Raw genomic sequence first — 19,607 nt, 5'->3', positions numbered from 1 at the left:
AGTGGGTCTGGACTATAGCAAATCAGCGGCAAGCTGTGCTAGTCCAGACCTTTCTCCTTTGACAAGCTTGACATGTCCCGATATTTGCTGCCCTTTGAACCGTTCGATCACATACGTAAGCCCATTATTTAAGCTGTCTAAATAAGGATGGTCAATCTGCTCTGGATCTCCCATCAGCACAATTTTACTTCCCTCTCCGACTCGCGTTAATAATGTTTTCACCTCGTGTTTTGTTAAATTCTGCGCCTCGTCAATGATGATAAATTGATCAGGAATGCTTCTCCCCCGGATATACGTTAATGCTTCGACTTGAATAGATCCAATTCCAGCCAAAATCGCATCAAGCTCACCAGGCTTTTTTGTATTAAATAAAAACTCCAGGTTGTCATAGATCGGCTGCATCCATGGTCTGAGCTTTTCTTCCTTTTCTCCCGGCAAGTAGCCTAAGTCTTTCCCAACAGGCACGATTGAGCGTGCCACGATCAATTTTTTAAACATGCCAAGATCTTCTGTCTGCATTAATCCGGCAGCAAGTGCAAGCAATGTTTTGCCCGTCCCCGCTTTTCCGATCAGCGTCACAAGCGGAATGTCACGGCGTAAAAGCAGCTCTAGTGCCATTGTCTGCTGGACATTTTTTGGACGGATTCCCCAAATATGTTCTTGATCATAAACGAGCCGTTTCACGTGCTCTGCTTTTTGATCAAGTATTCCTAAAGCAGAACCGCCTTCATTTCCCTTCATGATGACAAATTGATGAGGATGAAAAGGTGCACTCGTGACATCTTTTATTGGTAATTGATTTTGCTTATAAAATGTATTTAATTGCTCCGTCGGAATATAGAGCTCATGATAGCCATTATCAATGTCTTCATTTTGCAGGACACGGTCACTTAAGAAATCTTCTGCTTGAAGCCCTATCGCATCCGCCTTTACCCGCACTAAGACATCCTTGCTGACCAAAATGACAGGCCTGCCATGAGGCTTTGTTTCTTCCTCTAAGCTCAAATTTTTCGCGACAGCCAAAATCCGATTATCGTTCGTTTTTTCAATAAAAATTTCTTGAAGCTCGTGGAAAGAGCGGTGATTCAGTTCAATGCGCAGCGTCCCTTTTGACTCAAGCGTGATTTTTTCATGCAGTTTCCCTTTTGATCTCAAGCCATCGATTAAACGTGAGACGCGCCGGGCATTTTGCCCAACCTCGTCCATATATCTCTTTTTCGAGTCTACTTCTTCTAACACAACGGCCGGAATGACGACCTCATTGTCTTCAAATGAAAAGATTGAATTCGGATCCTGTAATAACACATTTGTGTCTAATACATAAATTTTACTCAGGTCCTTCGCCTCCTGATCGGGGTTTCATTCATCCTTGTCTTTCCCAAAACGATTGTTAAAATATATGTTTTCATGAATAAAGTTAGAAGGTTAATTCAACAATAAAATAAATCATGCAGTTTGTGAAGGAGGGAATACAAATGCGACTATTTTTGACATTATTCATGATTCAAGCCATCATGCTGTTGGGTGCTTGCCAGCAGCAGGAAAAGCCAGAAGCACTGGACAAGCAAGATGGACGCCAGCATGTAGTACGGGTATCAGACTCTTCAAAGAAAAAGACCAACGAGGCCCGCCCATCCACAGATGTTGCCGAGCATCTTGTCAAAGTGACAGAGCACGTAGCAGATGTCAATGATGCTACAGCGATCGTCATTGGCCGCTATGCAGTTGTAGGGATTGATGTAAAAGATGATTTAGATAGGAGTAAAGTAGAAACGATTAAATATTCAGTTGCAAAAGCGCTGAAAAATGATCCAGAAGGTGCAAATGCTGTTGTAGTCGCTGATCCAGATACAGTCAGCCGATTAAAAGAAATGGGCAAAGAAATTCAAGCAGGCCGCCCTGTAAGTGGCATTATGGATGAACTAGCTGCCATTGTCGGCCGCGTGATGCCGGAGATGCCGAGAAATGAAATTGATCGTCACGAAACAGATCCGACAAATGAACCAAATGATCAGCTCAAACAAAACGATCAAAAGCAGTTAGACGAACACCAAAACGATCAATCAAACCATCATATGAATCAGAAAAAATAAAGAGAACGGCTTATATCTCCTGTGATATAAGCCTTTTTCTACGCTGATTTCAAGTGCTTGGAAAACATGCTATAATAAATGCAATAAAGTGAGGTGAAAGTGATGAGAGTGAAGTGCTCATTATGTGAAAAGCTTGAAACCATTGATGATGATACACTCGTTGCTAAGCGGTTAAGAAATCGACCGATTCATACATATATGTGCGATGACTGTCAGGAACGCATTAAAGTAAAGACAGAAGCACGCATCAAAACTGGCAGATTCTCTCTTTATCAAGATCCTGCGACGAAAGAAAAAAAGAAGAAAAAAGGAAAAAAAGAACAAAAGATATAAAAAAAGACCTGACACATGTTCAGGTCTTTTTTTACGTATTCACTGTTCCTTCTTTTTTCGCACGATGCAGCCGTATTTTATAAATAATCAAAATGGCAGCTGCCACGACTAGACCTTCTGCTACTGGCAAGAAAATTCCTAGAAATGTGAGAAACGTGCAGCCAAAAATCAAAAACAAGTAAATCACGAGCGCTTTTAAAATCGGTAAACGTCTAGCAAAGCCGAGCTTAAAAACAATAATCGCTAAAACAAGGATGGTACCATATAGGAGCCACATCCCTGTTTGCGGATTTTCATCGACACGAAACAGCATCGCGAAAAAGGATAGATTTTCACTTACTTCCTGCTCATTCAAAAAGATTCCCTCCCCTTACCTTTCAGGGTTCTATCTCTTTAATTCTTCATGGAATTAAGATAATCCTGCTAGCTTTTTCTTCTTCGCTGATTTCTCACGTTCGTTTTTATCTAGAATTTTCTTTCTTAGACGAATTGATTCAGGTGTAACCTCACAGTATTCGTCTTCATTCAAGTACTCAAGAGATTCCTCAAGTGACATAATACGTGGTTTTTTCATGCTCACCGTTTGATCTTTCGTCGCTGAACGTACGTTTGTTTGCTGTTTCATACGGCTTACGTTCACAACAAGGTCGTTCTCACGGTTATGCTCACCAACAATCATCCCTTGGTATACTTCAGTACCTGGCTCAACGAAGATCACACCGCGCTCTTCAACGCCTTGGATTCCGTAAGCAGTTGCTTTACCTGTTTCCATTGAAACAAGTACACCTTGACGGCGTCCGCCAACTTGGCCAGACTGCATTGGCTGGTAGCTGTCAAACGTGTGGTTTAAAATACCAAAACCACGAGTTAATGAAAGAAATTCAGTTGTATATCCGATTAACCCACGTGATGGCACTGTAAAGATCAGGCGAACTTGACCATTACCGTTATTGATCATGTCAATCATTTCACCTTTTCTCGCGCCCATTGATTCCATGACAGAGCCTGTATGCTCTTCTGGTACATCAATTTGAACGCGCTCAACAGGCTCACATCGAACACCATCAACTTCTTTTACAATAACTTCTGGCTTCGATACTTGTAATTCGAATCCTTCACGTCTCATATTCTCAATGAGAATGGATAAGTGAAGCTCGCCGCGTCCAGATACAACCCAAGCATCAGGTGAATCTGTTGGATCTACGCGAAGGCTGACGTCTGTTTGAAGCTGCTGCTCTAAACGCTCTTCAATTTTACGTGATGTCACGTATTTACCTTCACGACCTGCAAATGGGCTGTTGTTTACAACAAACGTCATTTGAAGTGTCGGTTCATCAATACGAAGGATTGGAAGTGCCTCTTGTTGTTCTACTGGGCAAACCGTTTCCCCTACGTTGATGTCTTCCATTCCAGATACAGCGACTAGATCTCCAGCTTTCGCTTCGTTGATTTCCACTCGTTTTAACCCTTGGAAACCAAAAATCTTCGTCACACGGAATTGTTTCACACTGCCATCAACCTTCATCAAGGCTACTTGTTGTCCAACTTGCATTGTTCCTCTGAATACACGACCAATTCCAATTCTTCCAACATAATCATTGTAATCAAGTAGTGCCACTTGGAATTGAAGCGGCTCTTCATGGTTGTCAATTGGGCAAGGGATATGGTTAACAATGGCTTCGAATAATGATTCCATGTTTTCATCTTGCTTGCTCGCATCATTACTTGCTGTACCATTGATCGCTGATGCATATACAACTGGGAATTCAAGCTGTTCTTCAGTAGCATCCAATTCAATGAACAAGTCAATGACTTCATCGACTACTTCAGCTGGACGAGCAAAGTCGCGGTCAATTTTATTGACAACAACAATTGGTGTTAAGTTTTGCTCAAGTGCTTTTTTCAGCACAAAGCGTGTTTGAGGCATACAGCCTTCATAAGCATCCACAACGAGAAGTACACCATCTACCATTTTCATGATACGCTCAACTTCACCACCGAAATCGGCGTGTCCTGGTGTATCTAAAATATTAATGCGTGTATCTTTATAATGGATCGCAGTATTTTTAGCTAAAATTGTAATACCGCGCTCTCGCTCTAAATCATTTGAATCCATGGCTCTCTCAGCGATATTTTCATTCGCACGGAAAGTACCAGCTTGATGGAGCAATTGGTCAACAAGCGTCGTTTTACCATGGTCAACGTGGGCAATAATTGCGATGTTGCGAAGGTCTTTTCGAAGTTTCACATTTTCATCTCCTAAAATAATTAGATAACTTTCATATTATATCACAATCCCCTTTAAATGCCGATCGTTTTTCTGTAAACTTATATTAACTCTAAAAAAAGGGATGGAGACAAATGAGACAAATCAAATGGCTTCTATTATTATGTGCATTACTTGCAGTTGTCAGTATGGCGTTTATTGGGGTATCTCTTGCAGAAAAAAACGTACTGGGCATTTGTCTAAGTATTGTGTTTACCATGGTTTTCATGGGTACAGGATTTACATTAAAAAGAAAATTAAACGTGCAATCATAAAATTTATGAAAAGCCTTTTACATTTTACATGTAGAAGGCTTTTATTTTAGGCAAAAACAAGACCAATCACCTATGTAAGCCTCGTGATTCAACTAAAAACATCATATAGAGCTTGCAAATGTAAGTAATCTGAACTCTTCCATTTTTCGACAAGAACTTTTATAGTTCTCCAAAATCACCCACAAAGTTACAATTTTCCTATTTTTCCACAAAGTTTCTCATGGTATGCTGTTCTTGCAACAAAATTTAACAGAAAAGGGAGAGAAAAGAAGCATGAAGAAGTTTTTGAGCAAATCGCTCAGCTCTGTTGTATTTTTCGCTTTAGCTATCATTCTTACTTTCACAACAGTAGCTCCTGGGCAAGCAAACGCTGCAACTTTCAAAGGGATTCCTTTCGAGCAGCAGCAAATCATTAAAGAATTATTGGAGAAAAACGAGCGTGTCATCAACATTCTCATCAATTCATTTGTTGAGGAAGACAACAACTACACATTTGATGTGAAAAAAGCTGTTGAGCTCGGACTAACTGAAGAAGAAGCGGCGACTGCTGAGAAATTCTTAGATCGCGCAGCTGTTCTTACAATCGTTTTCAGTGAAAGCATCACTAAAAACGAAAAAGGAAAATTGGTTTTTGACGCAGCGAAAGCTGTTGAACTTGGTCTTACAAAAGAAGAAGCAGCTAAATTCGAAAAGCTTTTCAAATCAGTGATCAGAATTGCTGATCTTGCTGGTGATGCACTTGTTCTAGACAAAAAAGGAAAAGTTGTAATTGATTCAAAGATCGCAAAAGGTCTTGGATTCAGCTCTACTGAATTACTTGTTTTCAACCAAATGCTTAAGAAAATTCCTCAAGAGCAATTAAAAACGTTCTATGATGCGGTTCAAATCGCGAAAGAAAAATTAAGCTAAGCTCGAAAAATCCCCACCTGGTTTATCCAGATGGGGATTTTTTATATGAGCCAATAAACAATGATCATCATGACGTATCCTACACCAAACATGATGCTTGCTCGATATATTAACTTACCATAATAGTACTTTTCGAACTTTCTTTTTTCTTCCTTTTCATCTATATATGGCATGAGATCAGGGGTTTGAATAAGGGTTATTGGTTCTTTCATTTCTAAATAAAGTCGCCGGCAGCTCTCGCAGGATTGTAAGTGCTCGGCTACTATTTTTTTGGTTTCTGCACTTGTGTCTCCCTCTATATAAAGTGGTAACAATTCCTCGATTAAATAACAGCTCATTTATTGAACTCCTCACAATGTAGCTTTCGCTTCAGCTCTAATCTAGCTCTGTGAAGAATTGTTTCAGCAAACACAAAAAATCACTTCATTCTCATGAAGTGATGTGGTTTATTTTTTATTTTCGCTGCCTTTTATGTAATCTTGTAGAATCTTTTGACAAACAGATCGATTGCCGGCGACAATACTGTTTTTCTCTAGGAAGGAAAGGCGTTCTCCGTGTATATTTGAGTAGACAGCCCCTACTTCATCAAGAAGCACACAGCCTGCTGCATAATCCCACGGCGCAAGCCTTAATGTGATATATGCGTCACTTCTGCCACTTGCGATATAAGCAAGCTCAAGGGCAGCTGACCCAATTGTTCTCGTCCCTCTCACGTCACGTACGAGACGGGCAAATGGTTTGGCATCAAAATAAGGGCTTTCGATCGCCCAAGTCGGGTTAATCCCTACAATGGCTTTTTCAATCGCCACATCTTTTAATGGCGGAAGCAGGGTATCATTCATATAGGCCCCTTCTCCTTTGACTGCATGGTACAGCTCGTCATGAATAACGTCATATATAAGACCGATTTTCCCTATGCCATTTTCAAATATCCCGATTGATATGGCAAAGTTGCGTTTTTGGTGGACAAAGTTCATTGTGCCATCGATCGGATCAATGATCCACACGATTCCATCAAGTGATGTTACCTCTTCCCCTTGTCCCTCTTCTCCTAAAATGTGATGATCTGAAAATGTCGTTTGTATCTTTTCAATGAAAAAACGTTCTGTTTCTTTATCGATATTTGTGACAAGATCATTTGGATTTGATTTCGTTTCAATTGATAGAACTTCCTGCATGGACGCTTTAATACGGCTTCCTGCTTCTTTTACCCAAAGCTTTGCAAGTCGGTCAATTTCCACCCAGTTTGTCATCAGACTGTAAACCTCTTTTCTATGTAATACCTATTTGTATTAGCATACTGATATTATGTACGTAAAAGCAAGAAAAAAGCAGCTTCATACAAAAACGAACCGATGAATTGGTTCGTTTTTACCTCACCTTTTTTACCCTTGAAGCTGCTCCCATTCTTTTCTTAGGCGCTCAAGCTTTCGTTTGCTGCGTTCGATTTGGATGTCATCTTTTTCTTCGATGGCTTCATGAAGCGTAGAAAGCTCATAATCAACCTCTAATCTCCACACAGCGATGCGATTTTTCTTCTCCTGTCTATACCCCTGCTTCACGATTTGCTTCATAGGTCAACGCCCCTTCCAGAGAATGATTCATTCCTTGTCGGTTTTCATTGATAAAAAATTCAATCGATAAGAGAAATGGTTCTTGCTTATATCGTATGAAGCGATCGCATAACCGCAACGACATTCTGAAAATTGTGTCTTTACCTATTTGTTATGTACCACAAAATCGCTTTTTTTAAACGCTGCGTCACGTCCTCCACAATCTTTGATCTACCGGTGCATCTTTTTTTGAGCTTGACTCAAGCTATGATAAAATATGATCAGCGAAAGAATACAGGAGGCATAATATGAGTGAAATGCGTTTTAGAGATGAAGATTTTGAGACATTCACAGTTGACGGTTTAGATGAACGAATGACCGTATTAAAAGAAAGAGTCCGTCCAAAGCTTGAGGCACTTGGCGAACACTTTTCACCCCTTCTTTCTTCTATTACAGGAGACGAAATGTTTGTACACGTTGCAAAGCATGCTAGAAGATCAGTCAATCCGCCAAATGATACGTGGGTTGCTTTTGCAAACAGTAAGCGCGGATATAAAAAACTGCCTCATTTTCAAATTGGGCTTTGGAAAACACATGTCTTTGTATGGTTTGCACTCATTTATGAATCTCCTGTGAAAGGCGAGTATGGTCAACTATTTGAAAAAGAACTAGACACCATCCAAAAGAAAATACCGCAAGATTTTGTTTGGTCCAAAGATCATATGAAACCAGATGTCATGCGTCATAGTGAGCTTGATGCAGAACAGCTGAAAACTCTGTTTGAACGTGTCCAAACGGTAAAAAAAGCCGAGCTCCTTTGCGGTATTCAGCTGCCTAGAGAAGAAGTCGTTCAAATGAATAATGAAGAATTCTTATCAAAAATCGAAGATGCCTTCCGCAAGTTGACTTATTTATACCGCTTTACACAGAAAGAATCTGTATAAAAAAACGAGCCCTCGCAGGCTCGTTTCAGGTTGTTGACAAAGGGCTAAAATGATCTTTATTTTAGCCCTTTGTCTTCTTTTCAGCGTGATAGAAAACCTTTGAAGTCTAGGAAGGGCGAGCACTGGCGCGGAGCGAATTGAACATTCGTGAGCACCAGCGCGCAGACCTGACAACGAATGCGAGGGTTTGTCTACACGCTGAAACGAGCCCTCGCAGGCTCGTTTTTTACATACGTATAATAGCTGTCTCTTCTGCCTCTCTTGCCGTTTTCACTGTACGATAAGGAGAATATCCGCTTCCTTTTTCAAACGCCGCACAATGCGTTTTTTCTTCTGCTTTTGATGGCACAACCTCTTTAAATCGTTTATAAGCATTTAATAGCTCTTGCTTAGCAATGCCTTTTTCATAGGCTTTCTCAACAGCTTGAAAAAACGAAATGACCGCCATTTTTTCCTCTGTCGTCCATTCGACATCCATCGGATATTGATATTCCATTTACTTGTCCCTCACTTTAATACTCATTTCTTATTTGAACTTTTATTATAGCATCTACTCGATCAGAAACCGATTGATTTTATGCTTTACATTCCGATCAGTTCATAATATAATTCTTTTGTTTTATGCAATGAAATCTGCCATTCATGGCACAATAATAGCAGGTATTTCGATGAAGGTGGGAAAGCAATTGTCACAACATGATACACCCTTATACACTGGACTAAAAAAACACGCTGCAACCAATCCAGTCCAATTTCACATTCCAGGCCATAAAAAAGGAGCCGGAATGGATCCTGAATTTAGAGCATTCATTGGCGACAATGCATTAAGCATTGACCTCATTAATATAGAACCTCTCGATGATTTACATTCACCTCGAGGGATGATAAAAGAAGCGCAGGAGCTTGCTGCTGAAGCATTTGGTGCTGATCATACCTTTTTCTCCATTCAAGGAACAAGCGGCGCCATCATGACAATGGTGATGACTGTATGTGGACCTGGAGATAAAATCATCGTACCACGTAACGTCCATAAGTCGATTATGTCCGCAATTGTATTTTCTGGTGCAGTACCTGTTTTTATTCACCCAGAAATAGACAAAGAGCTTGGTATATCTCACGGGATTACACCAGACTCAGCCAAAAAGGCGCTCACTGAGCATCCAGATGCAAAAGGGTTGCTTGTCATTAATCCGACGTATTTTGGCATTTCAGCTGACTTAAAATCGATTGTAGACATTGCTCATTCATTTCATGTGCCTGTCCTTGTCGATGAAGCACACGGAGTGCATATTCATTTTCATGATAAGCTCCCCCTCTCTGCAATGCAGGCAGGTGCTGACATGGCGGCAACCAGTGTCCATAAACTCGGCGGTTCCCTTACCCAAAGCTCTATTTTAAATATGAAGGAAGGGCTAGTCTCAAAAGATCGTGTGCAATCGATTTTGAGCATGCTAACAACAACGTCTACTTCTTATTTGCTTTTAGCCTCACTTGATGTCGCTCGTAAACGATTAGCCACTGAAGGAAAGGCCCTTGCCGACGAGTCCATCCGTTTGGCTGATAAAGCAAGAAACCGTTTAAACGACATTGATGGCATTACGTGTATTGGCGAAGAAATACTCGGTTCGGCTTCTACGTTCGATTATGACTCAACGAAATTAATTATCTCAATTAAAGATCTTGGGCTAAATGGACATGATGTCGAAAAATGGTTGAGAGAAAGCTACCGAATTGAAGTGGAGCTCTCTGACCTTTACAACATTTTATGCATTGTGACACCTGGTGATTCTGATGAGACGATTGATACGCTTGTAACGGCTATGAAGGAAATTGCCGCAACCTCTAAACGTGAGAGCGGCAAACAAGCGGTCACAGAAGTCTTGCTGCCTGAGATTCCATCGCTTGCTATGACGCCGCGTGACGCTTTTTACGCCACAACAGAAGTGGTGCCGTTTAAAGAAGCAGCAGGCCGTATTATCGCAGAATTTGTGATGGTATACCCGCCAGGCATCCCTATTTTTATACCGGGTGAAATTATCACAGAAGAAAACATTTCATATATCTTTAAAAACATGGAAATTGGTCTCCCTGTTCAAGGACCAGAAGATTCAACGCTCGAAATGATCCGTGTCATTAAGGAACAAAAACCAATTTTATAAAAAAAGAAACATGCAGCCCCAAATGGAGCTGCATGCTTTTTTATTTATTCAGAGGCTTCATCACAGCAATGACAGTGACCACACGTTCCGTATAGTGTTGTCACTTTTTCATTTTCAAATTGATCAATGGTCTCATTGCAATCTTGACAAATAATTGTACCCACGTACATTCCCCTTTTCTTCATTCATAGTTTGAAAGCGTTTAATCTATTTCATACCTCTATAATATGATGTCACATTAAAGTTGTCAACGGTTAATTGTATGACACATTTAATTATTTTTTTCAATATGTGTTTTTTTCTTATCATATTGTGAGAACGTTTCAATTGTATTTTGCTTCATATCAATTCTGTAACAATTGAGTAACAATCGAAAATTGTCAAAAAGGACATGATACACTAGAGTGACTAAAAGGGAACCAGCTCCTAAAACTGTTGGGACAACCCCAAAGGATTTTGAGGTGAATAGATTGAATTTTATGAGGATACTTCTCATTATATTCCCCACGCTCTTTATACTTAGTTCATGCTCATTTGCGTATATCATACCGAATCAGACCGACCAAGTCAGTCATATTCAAAAACCGAGAATTCTTTTTTTTACAGATGCAGAAAATCTTGATAAAGAAAGCCCTTATTATGATGCAGTCCTCGATTTAAAAAATGAATACCCGAAGGAAATGTCAAAGATGATTGTGAAAGAAGATCGTAAAGGCTGGAAAAATGAAGTAGACGAATTGCCGGCCATTTTACTTGTAAATAACGAAAAAGTCATTGTGAAGGTTGAAGGAAATGTCAGCAGCAAAGAGGATATTTTATCGCCCTTATGCCACGCTTTAGACCGCGTGAATACAAATTAATTGACTCACCTTGCACTTATACATCCATATGAAAAAACCCCTCAACTCATGAGGGGTTTTCTTATGCAGAATGTTGTTCAAACGTTCAAAAAACCCTCTTCTTAATGAAGAGGGTTTTGATCATTTCATTATTTTACGATATGGATTGGGCTTCCGATTGCTACTTCAGCCGTTTCCATTGTAATTTCACCTAAAGTTGGGTGAGCGTGAATTGTCATTGCGATATCTTCAGCAGTCACTCCAGCTTCAATTGCAAGGCTAAGCTCTGAAATCATATCAGAAGCGCCAACACCTGCGATTTGTGCACCGATCACGAGACCATCCTCTTTACGAGTGATCATTTTCATGAAGCCATCAGTTGCATCAAGAGAAAGTGCACGTCCGTTTGCTGCGAATGGGAATTTCGCTGCAACGATTTCGATTCCTTCTTCTTTTGCTTCTGCTTCAGTGTATCCAACAGTTGCAAGTTCTGGCTCAGAGAATACAACAGCAGGAATACCAAGGTAATCAATTTCAGCTGGCTCTCCAGCGATTGCTTCAGCTGCAATTTTACCTTCGTAAGAAGCTTTGTGTGCAAGTGGTGGTCCATCAACGATGTCACCAATTGCATAGATGTTAGATACATTTGTACGGCATTGTTTGTCTGTTTTGACAACTCCGCGGTCAGTCAATTCAACACCAACTTGCTCAAGACCAAGCTCATCCGTGTTTGGACGACGACCAACTGTAACAAGTACGTAATCAGCATCAACAGTTTTTTCTTCACCTTTTACTTCGAAAGTAACAGTGACACCATCAGTTTTTTCTTCAACGCCTTTTGCAAGAGCGTTTGTATGGATTTCAACGTTTCCTTTTTTCTTCAGGTTACGTTTAACCAATGAGCTCATTTGCTTTTCGAAACCTGGAAGGATTTCGTCTCCACCTTCAAGGATGACAACTTCTGTTCCAAAGTTTGCATAAGCAGTACCAAGCTCAGTACCGATGTATCCACCACCGATGACAACTAACTTTTTAGGTACTTCTTTAAGCGCTAAAGCACCAGTTGAGTTGATCACGCGGTCTGTGTATTTAAAAGTAGGCAATTCAATTGGACGAGATCCAGTTGCAAGAATTGCATTTTTGAAAGTGTAAGTCTGTGCTGAATTTTCATCCATTACACGTACAGAGTTGCTGTCTACGAAATAAGCTTCACCTTTGACGATGTCTACTTTATTTCCTTTAAGAAGACCTTGAACTCCACCTGTTAATTTGTTAACAACAGAAGCTTTCCACTCTTGAACTTTTGTGAAATCAACTGTTACGTTTTCAGCTTTGATACCCATGTCTTCAGAATGCTTAGCATTTTCGAAACGATGGCCAGCATTGATCAATGCTTTTGAAGGGATACAACCAACGTTTAGACATACGCCGCCAAGTGTTCCTTTTTCAACGATTGTTACTTTTTGTCCAAGCTGTGCAGCACGAATAGCAGCTACATATCCACCAGGACCTGCACCGATGACAAGAGTATCTGTTTCGATTGGGAAATCTCCTACTACCATGAATTTACGCCTCCATTAAAATTAATTGTGGATCATTCAATAAACGCTTGATGTGGTTAAGGGCATTTTGCGCAGTAGCTCCGTCAATCATACGGTGGTCAAAGCTTAGGGAAAGAGCTAAGACTGGAGCTGCAACGATTTCGCCATCACGAACAACCGCTTTTTCAGCGATACGGCCAATACCAAGGATCGCTACTTCTGGGTGGTTGATGACTGGAGTAAACCATTGTCCACCAGCAGAACCGATGTTTGTGATTGTGCAAGATGCACCCTTCATTTCAGCTGGAGCCAATTTACCATCACGTGCTTTTGTTGCAAGCTCATTGATTTCGTTAGACACTTCGAAAATTGCTTTACGATCTGCATTTTTCACAACTGGAACGAGCAGACCTTTTTCAGTGTCAGCTGCAATTCCGATGTTGTAGTAATGCTTTTGAACAACTTCATCTGTTTTATCATCGATAGAAGTGTTAAGTACTGGGTACTTTTTCAAAGCAGAAGTTAGAGCTTTTACAACGTAAGGCAAGTAAGTTAACTTGATTCCTTGATCAGCTGCAACTTGTTTGAATTGTTTACGATGTGCAACAAGGTTTGTTACATCAACTTCATCCATTAATGTTACGTGAGGAGCTGTATGCTTAGAGTTCACCATTGCTTTCGCGATTGCTTTGCGGATTCCGCTCATTTTCTTGCGAGTTTCTGGGAATTCTCCTTCAAGAACTGGAGCTGCTGCCGCTTTTGGAGCTGCTTCTTCTTTCGCACTTTCAGCTGCTTGAGGTGCTGCTTCTTGAGCTGCAGAACCACCATTAACGAAGCTGTCGATATCTTCTTTTAACACACGTCCGTTTTTACCAGTACCTGCAACCTTGTAAATTTCAATGCCTTTTTCACGAGCATATTTACGTACAGATGGCATAGCGATAACGCGTTTGTTTGGATCAGCATCTACTTGCTCTTGTGCGCCTGCACCAGTTGCTGCTGCCGCTTCTTCTTGTGCCACTTCTTTCTTCTCTGGCTCGTTACCAGCTTCAGCAGTACCTTGTACTTGAGCTTCAGTTTTTGCTTCGCCTTCTTCTTCGCTGCCTTTAAATTGAAGATTTTCGTAACCAGGTGCATCAAACGTAATGATTGTTTGTCCTACAGTTGCAACTGTTCCCTCTTCAACTTTTAATTCTAATACTTTTCCTTTAACAGGTGAAGGAATTTCTACAACTGCTTTATCGTTTTGTACCTCTGCTAAAACGTCATCTTCATTGATTTCGTCGTTTGGTTTTACAAACCACTTAACGATCTCACCTTCGTGGATACCTTCTCCGATGTCCGGAAGTTTAAATTCAAATGCCACTGTTTTTCGCCTCCTAGATTTTGTTGAATCCTTGTTGTGTAAATTTACACGGTCATGTAATTGATAAAGGGGAAGAGAAATAAATTCTTTTCCCCTCTGTCATTTAATTAAAATTCAAGAACTTTCTTAGCTGTTTCAAGCACGTCTTTATGGTTTGGAAGCCATACACTCTCAGCTTGAGAGAAAGCAAATACAGTATCAGGTGCAGCTACACGAAGTACTGGTGCTTCTAGGCTAAGGATCGCTCTGTCATTGATTTCAGCTACTACGTTTGCAGCAATACCAGCTTGTTTTTGTGCTTCTTGAACAACGATCGCACGACCTGTTTTTTCAACAGAAGCGATAATTGTTTCAATATCAAGCGGGCTCACTGTACGAAGGTCGACGACTTCAGCAGAAACGCCTTCTTTTTCAAGTTCTTCAGCAGCTTTAAGTGATTCGTGAACCATTGCACCGTAAGTGATGATTGAAAGGTCAGAACCTTCACGTTTCACGTCAGCTTTACCGATTTCAATTGTGTACTCTTCTTCCGGAACTTCCTGACGGAAAGAGCGATAAAGTTTCATATGCTCAAGGAATACAACCGGATCGTTGTCGCGGATTGCAGAAATTAATAGTCCTTTTGCATCGTAAGGTGTTGAAGGAATAACAACCTTAATACCAGGTTGTTGTGCAATAAGACCTTCTAAGCTGTCAGCGTGAAGCTCAGGTGTATGAACCCCTCCACCGAATGGTGAACGGATTGTCACTGGAGAATTCCAGCGTCCGCCAGAACGGTAACGCATACGAGCCATTTGTCCAGAAACAGAATCTAATACTTCGTAAACGAATCCGAAGAATTGAATTTCCATTACTGGGCGGAATTCTTGTAGTCCAAGGCCAATTGCAAGACCGCCAATACCAGATTCAGCAAGTGGAGTATCGAATACACGATCCTCACCAAACTCTTTTTGCAATCCTTCAGTCGCACGGAATACGCCGCCGTTTTTACCAACGTCTTCTCCGAAAACGAGAACGTTTTCGTCATTTTTCAGTTCTGTGCGTAACGCATCAGTGATCGCTTGAATCAATGTCATTTGCGCCATGGCTTACTTCGACTCCTTCTGTTTGTAGATTTCAAGCTGTTCAACCAAGTTGTATGGTTTCACATCGTACATGTTTTCAATCAAGTCAGTGACTTTTTGCTTAGGCTGTTCGTCAGCTTCTTTGATCGCTTGTTTGATTTGTTCTTTTGCATCTTCGATGACTTTATTCTCTTCTTCTTCAGACCATAGGCCTTTGTTTTCCAAGAATTTGCGGTAGCGTACCAATGGATCTTTTTGCTCCCACTCGTTTTCATCTTCTTTTGTACGATATCTTGTTGGATCGTCACCAGCCATTGTATGTGGGCCGTAACGGAATGTAAGAGTTTCGATTAATGTTGGACCTTCACCATTTACAGCGCGCTCACGAGCTTCAGCAGTTGCTGCATACACAGCTAATGCATCCATACCGTCAACTTGTACGCCTACGATACCAGCTGCAGCTGCTTTTTGTGCGATTGTTTGTGCAGCAGATTGCTTCTCAACAGGTGTAGAGATCGCATATCTGTTGTTTTGGACAACAAAAATCGCTGGCGCTTTGTAAGCCCCTGCAAAGTTGATACCTTCGTAGAAATCACCTTGTGAAGCTCCGCCATCACCAGTGTAAGTGATTGCAACAGCATTCTTACCGCGCTTTTTCAAACCAAGAGCTACACCAGCAGCTTGAATGATTTGTGCACCGATAATAATTTGCGGGGAAAGTGCATTCACATCTTCAGGCATTTGGTTACCAACAAAGTGTCCGCGAGAGAACAAGAACGCTTTTGTTAGTGGAAGACCATGCCAGATTAATTGTGGTACATCACGATATCCTGGAAGAATGAAATCTTCTTTCTCAAGTGCAAAGTGAGTTGCAAGCTGAGAAGCTTCTTGTCCAGCTGTTGGCGCATAGAAGCCAAGACGTCCTTGACGGTTCAATGAAATTGAACGTTGATCTAATACACGTGTAAACACCATACGGCGCATTAATTCTTTTAATTGGTCATCTGAAAGATCTGGCATTGCCGCTTCGTTTACGACTTCGCCTTTTTCGTTTAAAATTTGAAACGTTTCAAACTGCTTTTTGATGGCATCAAATTGCTTTTTGCTATCAACAATTGCTTTTTTTGTTTTTGCAGCCATTCTAAAGTCACCTCTTCCTTTCTTTTAACAGTCAATTTGTCGTGAATCCATTTATACATACAGATATAGGATAACCCAAAATGCTCATATGACTCCTGTATATAATAGCCACTGAGATCGTTGTCGAAACATGGATGATCGCTTGCTTTTGAGTTCTTCTAACTGTATTACCGATAGTTCACAAAAAACTAATACAACTTCTGTTAACAAGGAATAGTTTACAACAAGAAAAATAGTCCGTCAATTGATTTAACGGCTTTATTTAAATAAATGTATTCGCTTTACTTTTTATGGTGAACTGTATCAATCTGTTTACCAAACAACTCGATCTGTACTAGTATAGAGTGTACTACTGTACTACAATAGAAAATGTTTGTTTTTGTCGAAAAATAAAAAAAGAGCTGTTTTCAGCTCTTTTTAGACTCTTGATCTGCCGCTTTATACAAAGCCTGTTTATGCTCATTCAATTGCTTTGTATATTGATTGAACTTTTTCCCTTCTTTTCTGACTTTGCTATAAGAACGGTTGACTGTCTTCAATTTGGTTTTCAGCTCTTTATATCCTAAGTCCTTCTTCTTCAAAGATTGATACAAATGCTGATCTTGTTTCAGCGCCTTTTGATACTCCTTAAATAGCTGATCATACGACGCATATCTTTTCTCGAGTGATTTGACCGTATCATCTGCTTTTTCTTTTAAATCTGCATCCTGAATACGTTCGGCAGATTCCTTTACCGTTTTCAATTCTTTCTTCGATTGATCCATACTGTCTTTTTCTGTTTTCAAATGCTCTTCTCGCTTCGCTGCTGATGCTAATGCCTGATCAGAAAGGTTTGATACTGTTTTTGTATGATCTTTTGTGGTTTGAATCATTTTTGAATAGAGCTTCTGCTCTTTTTTCTCATAGCTTTGCAGTGTACCTTGCTCTTTTTCAAAGGATGTCTCTTTTTCGCTCATTTTCGTCATCGCATCTTGCATGTCATGAAATGGGCGTTGACCTCCGCATCCCGCCAGCATAAGGGTACATATCCCCGCTAAAGCAGCACCTGCTTTCATGCTTCTTCTCATCTGTCTCATCAAAAGGTCCCCCTTTACATCTCCACATACCACTATAATTTTTATAGGCGTTTGTGACAAGAAAAGAGGTCAGATTGATGAGCCGGAGAAGATTTTTTTCATCTGATAGGCGCATGACTATACAAATAGTGCATTCATACATAGTTTATATTACACGCTTCGCCTTCACTTATGGGAGGCCGAGTGTATTTCCAAAGGAGGTCAAAAGTATGTCTAATTATAGTCATGGAAGTATGTATGGTGGATACGGCGGTTACGGGTATGGATACGGCGGTGGCTGTTGTTACCCAAGTTATGGCGGTGGATACGGATACGGCGGCGGACGCACATTCGCTTTAATCGTTGTCCTATTCATCCTATTAATCATCGTTGGCGCAGCATTCTTAGGCGGCGGTGGCGGCTGCTGCTAATGGCTGTTTAAGCCTCTGACCGGTCTCAATAGGACCGGTCTTCTTTATTTCATTGCATATGTTGTGTATCATTTTATATACTTTACTTACAAAGGAAATAGGAGTGAAGATTTGTGATTACCATGGATGATATCGTACGGGACGGACATCCCGTCTTAAGACAAACAGCTGAAGCGGTCGAGCTCCCGCCGACAGAAGAAGAAAAACAGCAATTAGCTGACATGATCGAATTCGTTATAAATAGTCAGGACGCTGACTTGGCTGAAAAATATGGACTAAGACCTGGCGTAGGACTAGCAGCTCCGCAAATCAATATTAGTAAACGGATGATCGCTGTGCACTGTGAGGATGAAGACGGAGAGGTTTACAGCTACGCCCTTTTCAACCCGCGCATTGTCAGTCATTCGGTCAAAAGAGCTTATTTAGCTACTGGTGAAGGCTGTTTATCTGTTGATGAAGCCATCCCTGGATTTGTCCCTCGATATCAAAAAATCAGGGTGAAGGCCACAACGCTTGAAGGAGAAGATGTTGATATTCGCTTAAAAGGGTTTCCTGCCATTGTCTTTCAGCATGAAATCGACCATTTAAACGGCATCATGTTTTATGATCATATTCAAAAGGATCAGCCATTCGCTGAACCAGACAACTCTGTTGCGATCGGCAGATCATAAAATAAAAAGAAGACCCTACAGCTCGAGGGTCTTCTTTTTTATTCTTTAATAAGGTCTAAATGAGACACTGCATACAAAATGCCGTCTTCATCTACTGGCTTTGTCACAAAATCAGCCAATTCTTTTAATTCAGTCACAGCATTCCCCATCGCAACGCCTGTCCCAGCAAACGTAATCATCTCTCGATCGTTCAGTCCGTCTCCAAAGGCAACGGTATCCTTTTGATCATAAGGTAGTCTTTCGATGACTCGTTTAATGCCTTCTGCTTTCGACCCGCCCTTTGGCAAGACGTCTGTTGACAGCTCGTGCCATCTCACAAGATCAATTTCTTCGCGGAACGCCTCATATTGAACTTCCTCTTCCGCCTTACAGAATAACAGCATTTGAAAAATTTCGTTTTCTTTAAAGAAAGACAAATCATGCTCAGGGTGCTCTGTTTTTAAAGTCCCAATTCCTTCATGGATAAACGGATGATTTGGCACAGACGCCTTCATCGTTTTTTCCCCCATGAATACAAGCGGATGGTCATGACGATCCGCTGTCTCATAAATTTGCTCCATCAGCTCCAGTTTAAGCGGATTGCCGTAAATGACCTCTCCCTCATACATAACATACTGACCGTTGTACGCAATGAAGGAGTCAAGCCCTAATTCTTCTAAAATAGGTTGAATCAAAAAAGGCGAACGCCCAGATGCAATAAAGAGATGATGCCCTTTTTCTTTTAATAATCGAACTGCTCTCTTCGTTGATTCAGGTATTTTTTTATCGTGATCATATAAAGTACCATCGATATCAAAGAAGATGACTTTTTTATTCATATCCCGTCTCCTGTCTTTTTTATATGTATATACACTCCCTTTCATCATACAGAAAGATTTCTACTTTCGAAACCAATTCCTTTTAATACGCCCATTTCCCACATATAACCATGTAACATTCAATGGAAACATCATATAATACAAGTATAA

23 protein-coding genes are annotated in these 19,607 nt (G+C 40.6%); 9 read left to right on the top strand and 14 right to left on the bottom strand.

Annotation, left to right across the window (positions count from 1 at the left end; all coding sequences use genetic code 11):
• Positions 1-12: 12 nt before the first annotated feature.
• Positions 13-1,335, bottom strand: coding sequence for a PhoH family protein (locus C5695_RS07425; RefSeq protein ID WP_117730180.1), 1,323 nt, complete (start codon positions 1,333-1,335; stop codon positions 13-15).
• 140 nt (positions 1,336-1,475) lie between these two features.
• Here C5695_RS07425 and C5695_RS07420 point away from each other — a divergent pair, with 140 nt between their 5' ends.
• Entirely contained in the window at positions 1,476-2,093 is a 618-nt protein-coding gene (locus C5695_RS07420) for a YhcN/YlaJ family sporulation lipoprotein (protein ID WP_117730179.1), read from the top strand.
• A gap of 102 nt (positions 2,094-2,195) precedes the next feature.
• Positions 2,196-2,426 carry a YlaI family protein gene (locus tag C5695_RS07415; RefSeq protein WP_117730178.1) on the top strand — a complete coding sequence of 77 codons (231 nt, stop codon included), beginning with the start codon at positions 2,196-2,198 and terminating at the stop codon, positions 2,424-2,426.
• Between the two features lie 31 nt (positions 2,427-2,457).
• Here C5695_RS07415 and C5695_RS07410 read toward each other — a convergent pair whose 3' ends face one another.
• Together C5695_RS07410 and typA are read right to left on the bottom strand one after the other, a co-directional pair.
• Positions 2,458-2,739 (bottom strand): YlaH-like family protein, encoded by a 282-nt coding sequence (locus C5695_RS07410; RefSeq protein ID WP_044334035.1) that lies wholly within the window; start codon positions 2,737-2,739, stop codon positions 2,458-2,460.
• Between the two features lie 96 nt (positions 2,740-2,835).
• Positions 2,836-4,674 (bottom strand): translational GTPase TypA, encoded by a 1,839-nt coding sequence (typA, locus tag C5695_RS07405; RefSeq protein WP_117730177.1) that lies wholly within the window; start codon positions 4,672-4,674, stop codon positions 2,836-2,838.
• Between the two features lie 113 nt (positions 4,675-4,787).
• Here typA and C5695_RS07400 point away from each other — a divergent pair, with 113 nt between their 5' ends.
• Both C5695_RS07400 and C5695_RS07395 read left to right on the top strand, forming a co-directional pair.
• Complete coding sequence (locus C5695_RS07400; RefSeq protein ID WP_117730176.1) at positions 4,788-4,967, top strand: DUF5325 family protein; 180 nt, start codon at positions 4,788-4,790, stop codon at positions 4,965-4,967.
• A 273-nt stretch (positions 4,968-5,240) separates the two neighbouring features.
• Positions 5,241-5,876 (top strand): hypothetical protein, encoded by a 636-nt coding sequence (locus C5695_RS07395; protein WP_117730175.1) that lies wholly within the window; start codon positions 5,241-5,243, stop codon positions 5,874-5,876.
• Positions 5,877-5,917: 41 nt separating this feature from the next.
• On the opposite strand, the gene C5695_RS07390 is transcribed toward C5695_RS07395, so the two are convergent.
• From C5695_RS07390 to C5695_RS07375, 3 genes are all read right to left on the bottom strand, one after another.
• On the bottom strand, positions 5,918-6,214 hold the full coding sequence (locus C5695_RS07390; protein ID WP_117730174.1) for an anti-sigma factor family protein: 297 nt from the start codon (positions 6,212-6,214) through the stop codon (positions 5,918-5,920).
• A 108-nt stretch (positions 6,215-6,322) separates the two neighbouring features.
• The gene (locus tag C5695_RS07380) at positions 6,323-7,129 is read right to left on the bottom strand and encodes an inositol monophosphatase family protein (protein WP_117730173.1); all 807 of its coding nucleotides are present in this window, start codon (positions 7,127-7,129) and stop codon (positions 6,323-6,325) included.
• 132 nt (positions 7,130-7,261) lie between these two features.
• On the bottom strand, positions 7,262-7,450 hold the full coding sequence (locus tag C5695_RS07375) for a hypothetical protein (RefSeq protein WP_117730172.1): 189 nt from the start codon (positions 7,448-7,450) through the stop codon (positions 7,262-7,264).
• 287 nt (positions 7,451-7,737) lie between these two features.
• Between C5695_RS07375 and C5695_RS07370 the strand changes: the two genes are divergently transcribed.
• A complete protein-coding gene (locus C5695_RS07370; protein ID WP_117730171.1) occupies positions 7,738-8,373 on the top strand; it encodes a DUF1054 domain-containing protein in 636 nt (211 codons plus the stop codon).
• A gap of 226 nt (positions 8,374-8,599) precedes the next feature.
• On the opposite strand, the gene C5695_RS07360 is transcribed toward C5695_RS07370, so the two are convergent.
• Entirely contained in the window at positions 8,600-8,869 is a 270-nt protein-coding gene (locus C5695_RS07360) for a UPF0223 family protein (RefSeq protein WP_117730169.1), read from the bottom strand.
• A 190-nt stretch (positions 8,870-9,059) separates the two neighbouring features.
• Between C5695_RS07360 and C5695_RS07355 the strand changes: the two genes are divergently transcribed.
• Positions 9,060-10,532 (top strand): aminotransferase class I/II-fold pyridoxal phosphate-dependent enzyme, encoded by a 1,473-nt coding sequence (locus C5695_RS07355; protein ID WP_117730168.1) that lies wholly within the window; start codon positions 9,060-9,062, stop codon positions 10,530-10,532.
• A gap of 44 nt (positions 10,533-10,576) precedes the next feature.
• On the opposite strand, the gene C5695_RS07350 is transcribed toward C5695_RS07355, so the two are convergent.
• On the bottom strand, positions 10,577-10,696 hold the full coding sequence (locus C5695_RS07350; protein WP_003212464.1) for a GapA-binding peptide SR1P: 120 nt from the start codon (positions 10,694-10,696) through the stop codon (positions 10,577-10,579).
• Positions 10,697-11,011: 315 nt separating this feature from the next.
• Between C5695_RS07350 and C5695_RS07340 the strand changes: the two genes are divergently transcribed.
• Positions 11,012-11,392 carry a hypothetical protein gene (locus tag C5695_RS07340; protein WP_117730166.1) on the top strand — a complete coding sequence of 127 codons (381 nt, stop codon included), beginning with the start codon at positions 11,012-11,014 and terminating at the stop codon, positions 11,390-11,392.
• A 128-nt stretch (positions 11,393-11,520) separates the two neighbouring features.
• Here C5695_RS07340 and lpdA read toward each other — a convergent pair whose 3' ends face one another.
• The 5 genes from lpdA to C5695_RS07315 form a co-directional block, all read right to left on the bottom strand.
• Positions 11,521-12,933 carry a dihydrolipoyl dehydrogenase gene (lpdA, locus tag C5695_RS07335; protein WP_117730165.1) on the bottom strand — a complete coding sequence of 471 codons (1,413 nt, stop codon included), beginning with the start codon at positions 12,931-12,933 and terminating at the stop codon, positions 11,521-11,523.
• A 4-nt stretch (positions 12,934-12,937) separates the two neighbouring features.
• Positions 12,938-14,278, bottom strand: a complete 1,341-nt coding sequence (locus C5695_RS07330) for a dihydrolipoamide acetyltransferase family protein (protein ID WP_117730164.1) — start codon at positions 14,276-14,278, stop codon at positions 12,938-12,940.
• A 107-nt stretch (positions 14,279-14,385) separates the two neighbouring features.
• A complete protein-coding gene (gene pdhB, locus C5695_RS07325; RefSeq protein ID WP_117730163.1) occupies positions 14,386-15,363 on the bottom strand; it encodes a pyruvate dehydrogenase complex E1 component subunit beta in 978 nt (325 codons plus the stop codon).
• Positions 15,364-15,366: 3 nt separating this feature from the next.
• On the bottom strand, positions 15,367-16,482 hold the full coding sequence (gene pdhA, locus C5695_RS07320; RefSeq protein ID WP_117730162.1) for a pyruvate dehydrogenase (acetyl-transferring) E1 component subunit alpha: 1,116 nt from the start codon (positions 16,480-16,482) through the stop codon (positions 15,367-15,369).
• Between the two features lie 407 nt (positions 16,483-16,889).
• Positions 16,890-17,558: a YkyA family protein gene (locus C5695_RS07315; protein ID WP_117730161.1), complete on the bottom strand. Its 669-nt coding sequence runs from the start codon at positions 17,556-17,558 to the stop codon at positions 16,890-16,892.
• A 233-nt stretch (positions 17,559-17,791) separates the two neighbouring features.
• Between C5695_RS07315 and C5695_RS07310 the strand changes: the two genes are divergently transcribed.
• On the top strand, positions 17,792-17,968 hold the full coding sequence (locus tag C5695_RS07310) for a YjcZ family sporulation protein (protein ID WP_117733043.1): 177 nt from the start codon (positions 17,792-17,794) through the stop codon (positions 17,966-17,968).
• A 113-nt stretch (positions 17,969-18,081) separates the two neighbouring features.
• Positions 18,082-18,639, top strand: a complete 558-nt coding sequence (def, locus tag C5695_RS07305; RefSeq protein WP_117730160.1) for a peptide deformylase — start codon at positions 18,082-18,084, stop codon at positions 18,637-18,639.
• Positions 18,640-18,677: 38 nt separating this feature from the next.
• Here the strand turns inward: def and C5695_RS07300 are convergent, their stop codons facing one another.
• The gene (locus tag C5695_RS07300; protein ID WP_117730159.1) at positions 18,678-19,457 is read right to left on the bottom strand and encodes a Cof-type HAD-IIB family hydrolase; all 780 of its coding nucleotides are present in this window, start codon (positions 19,455-19,457) and stop codon (positions 18,678-18,680) included.
• Positions 19,458-19,607 lie beyond the last annotated feature (150 nt).

Source organism: Bacillus pumilus, from assembly GCF_003431975.1.
GTDB classification, from domain to species: domain Bacteria; phylum Bacillota; class Bacilli; order Bacillales; family Bacillaceae; genus Bacillus; species Bacillus pumilus_N.
Note: the sequence above shows the minus strand (reverse complement) of the source record. Positions and strands in the feature narration are given on the sequence as shown.

Coding starts and splice junctions, on each gene's coding strand:
- C5695_RS07300 (WP_117730159.1), bottom strand. CDS start 19,457: ATGAATAAAAAAGTCATCTTCTTTGATATCGATGGTACTTTATATGAT.
- C5695_RS07315 (WP_117730161.1), bottom strand. CDS start 17,558: ATGAGACAGATGAGAAGAAGCATGAAAGCAGGTGCTGCTTTAGCGGGG.
- C5695_RS07380 (WP_117730173.1), bottom strand. CDS start 7,129: ATGACAAACTGGGTGGAAATTGACCGACTTGCAAAGCTTTGGGTAAAA.
- pdhB (WP_117730163.1), bottom strand. CDS start 15,363: ATGGCGCAAATGACATTGATTCAAGCGATCACTGATGCGTTACGCACA.
- C5695_RS07340 (WP_117730166.1), top strand. CDS start 11,012: ATGAGGATACTTCTCATTATATTCCCCACGCTCTTTATACTTAGTTCA.
- C5695_RS07400 (WP_117730176.1), top strand. CDS start 4,788: ATGAGACAAATCAAATGGCTTCTATTATTATGTGCATTACTTGCAGTT.
- C5695_RS07395 (WP_117730175.1), top strand. CDS start 5,241: ATGAAGAAGTTTTTGAGCAAATCGCTCAGCTCTGTTGTATTTTTCGCT.
- C5695_RS07360 (WP_117730169.1), bottom strand. CDS start 8,869: ATGGAATATCAATATCCGATGGATGTCGAATGGACGACAGAGGAAAAA.
- C5695_RS07310 (WP_117733043.1), top strand. CDS start 17,792: ATGTATGGTGGATACGGCGGTTACGGGTATGGATACGGCGGTGGCTGT.
- lpdA (WP_117730165.1), bottom strand. CDS start 12,933: ATGGTAGTAGGAGATTTCCCAATCGAAACAGATACTCTTGTCATCGGT.
- C5695_RS07390 (WP_117730174.1), bottom strand. CDS start 6,214: ATGAGCTGTTATTTAATCGAGGAATTGTTACCACTTTATATAGAGGGA.
- C5695_RS07375 (WP_117730172.1), bottom strand. CDS start 7,450: ATGAAGCAAATCGTGAAGCAGGGGTATAGACAGGAGAAGAAAAATCGC.
- C5695_RS07370 (WP_117730171.1), top strand. CDS start 7,738: ATGAGTGAAATGCGTTTTAGAGATGAAGATTTTGAGACATTCACAGTT.
- C5695_RS07415 (WP_117730178.1), top strand. CDS start 2,196: ATGAGAGTGAAGTGCTCATTATGTGAAAAGCTTGAAACCATTGATGAT.
- pdhA (WP_117730162.1), bottom strand. CDS start 16,482: ATGGCTGCAAAAACAAAAAAAGCAATTGTTGATAGCAAAAAGCAATTT.
- C5695_RS07410 (WP_044334035.1), bottom strand. CDS start 2,739: ATGCTGTTTCGTGTCGATGAAAATCCGCAAACAGGGATGTGGCTCCTA.
- C5695_RS07420 (WP_117730179.1), top strand. CDS start 1,476: ATGCGACTATTTTTGACATTATTCATGATTCAAGCCATCATGCTGTTG.